This is a genomic window from Olivibacter sp. CPCC 100613, from assembly GCF_036959255.1.
In the GTDB taxonomy this organism is placed as follows: Bacteria; Bacteroidota; Bacteroidia; order Sphingobacteriales; family Sphingobacteriaceae; genus Olivibacter.
Genome location: NZ_JAWMTI010000029.1, coordinates 1 through 1,620 on the forward strand (window position 1 = coordinate 1; position 1,620 = coordinate 1,620).

The window sequence follows — 1,620 nt, forward strand, 5'->3', positions numbered from 1 at the left end:
CAAACCGCTCACCCGTCAGTTCCGCACGGTTCAGGTACCCCCGCGCAACCTGCTCCCCGCCGATCCAGATCTCGCCCGGTACGCCCAATGGCTGAAGTTCCCCTTCGGGACTTAATATATATAGCATGGTGTTCCATACCGGCACACCGATGGGGATAACCGGAGGGATATCTTCGGGAATTGTATAGTAGCTTACATCTATCGCCGCCTCGGTCGGGCCGTAGAGGTTGTGAAGCGCCACATGCGGCAGCACCTCCCGGAAACGTCCGGCAGTGTGCGCAAGGAGCTCCTCCCCGCTGCTCACAACGTGGCGCAGCGAGGGAAGGCCGGCGCCTTCGGCCTCCTCCAGGAACATGTTCAGCATCGGCGGGACAAAGTGCACCACCGTGATGCCCTCTTCCTCCATGATCCGAACGCTCTCGGCGGCATCCCGCCGCGCAACGCTGCTCGCCACCACCACCGAAGCCCCCGATACCAGCGGCAGCAGCAGCTCCCATACCGAAACATCGAACGTGGTCACCGTCTTCTGAAGGATACGGTCATCCGATAGGATGCCGAAGAAATCCCCCGCCCAGAGCAGCCTGTTCAGCAGCTGCCAGTGCTCCACCATTACCCCCTTGGGCCTGCCCGTGGATCCCGACGTATAGATCACATAGCACAGGCTGTCCGGTAATGGTGCAACTGAATCCGGCAGAGGCTCTGTGGACCAGCACAACGGATCAGTCCCGTCAACCTGTTCCGCTACGTCAACCATGGACAGCGATTCACGGCCCATGCCGTCCGTGACCACCACCGTCAGTTCCGTATCCCGAACCATATAGGACAGCCGCTCGGCAGGGTATCCCGGGTCCAGCGGGACATACGCTCCCCCCGATTTCAGGATGCCCACGATGCCAACCACCATCCATTCCGAACGGTCCATGCAGATACCCACAAGGCTCTCCCTTCCAACGCCAAGGCCCCGGAGGTGCGAGGCAAGCCGGTCCGTCAGCATATCCAGCTCCCCGTAGCTCAGCACGCGGTCCCCGAAGACAACGGCCCTACGTTCACCATAGTCCCGTACCGCTTTCCGGAAAAGGTCGATGACCGTCCCTTTAGGGTAAAATGCTTCTTTGTATCCCATGCCGGTCAAAAGACCGGTCTTTTCCTCTTCTGTTAGAATGTCAATATCATTAACCTGTATGCCTTCACCCACCATCTGTTCGAGCACATGGCGGAGATGTCCCGCCAGTCTCTCTATGTAGGCACCCCCGATCAGGTCCGCATTGTAGCCCAGNTTCACAAGATCAAGACCGTCCCCGCCTGCCCGGCTCACCGGATAGTTCTCGAACACCAGCAGGCTGTCGAACAGCTCGCCCTCCACCCCGCTCCAGTGCCGAACCTCGCTCAGCCTGCTGTACTGATAGTCACGGCTGGACGACTGCCCCGACTGTATCCCGCGCAGCCACTCGCCAACGCCCGACTCCCCGTCGATGTCCGTCCGCAGGGGAAGCGTGTTGATGTAAAGTCCGATCCGCTGTTCCACCCCCGAAAGGTCCTCCGGCCTCCCCGATACCGTCACCCCGTAGACAATGTCCCTACGCCCCGTGTAGCGGTGCAGAAGGTAGGCCCATGCACCCT

Annotated in this window: 1 protein-coding gene; it reads right to left on the reverse strand. The window is 60.5% G+C overall.

What is annotated here, in order from left to right; all coding sequences use genetic code 11:
* Nucleotides 1–1,561: non-ribosomal peptide synthetase (locus RYH73_RS26510; protein ID WP_442946153.1), on the reverse strand; the 1,561-nt coding region annotated here is incomplete at its 3' end.
* Between the last annotated feature and the right edge of the window lie 59 nt (nucleotides 1,562–1,620).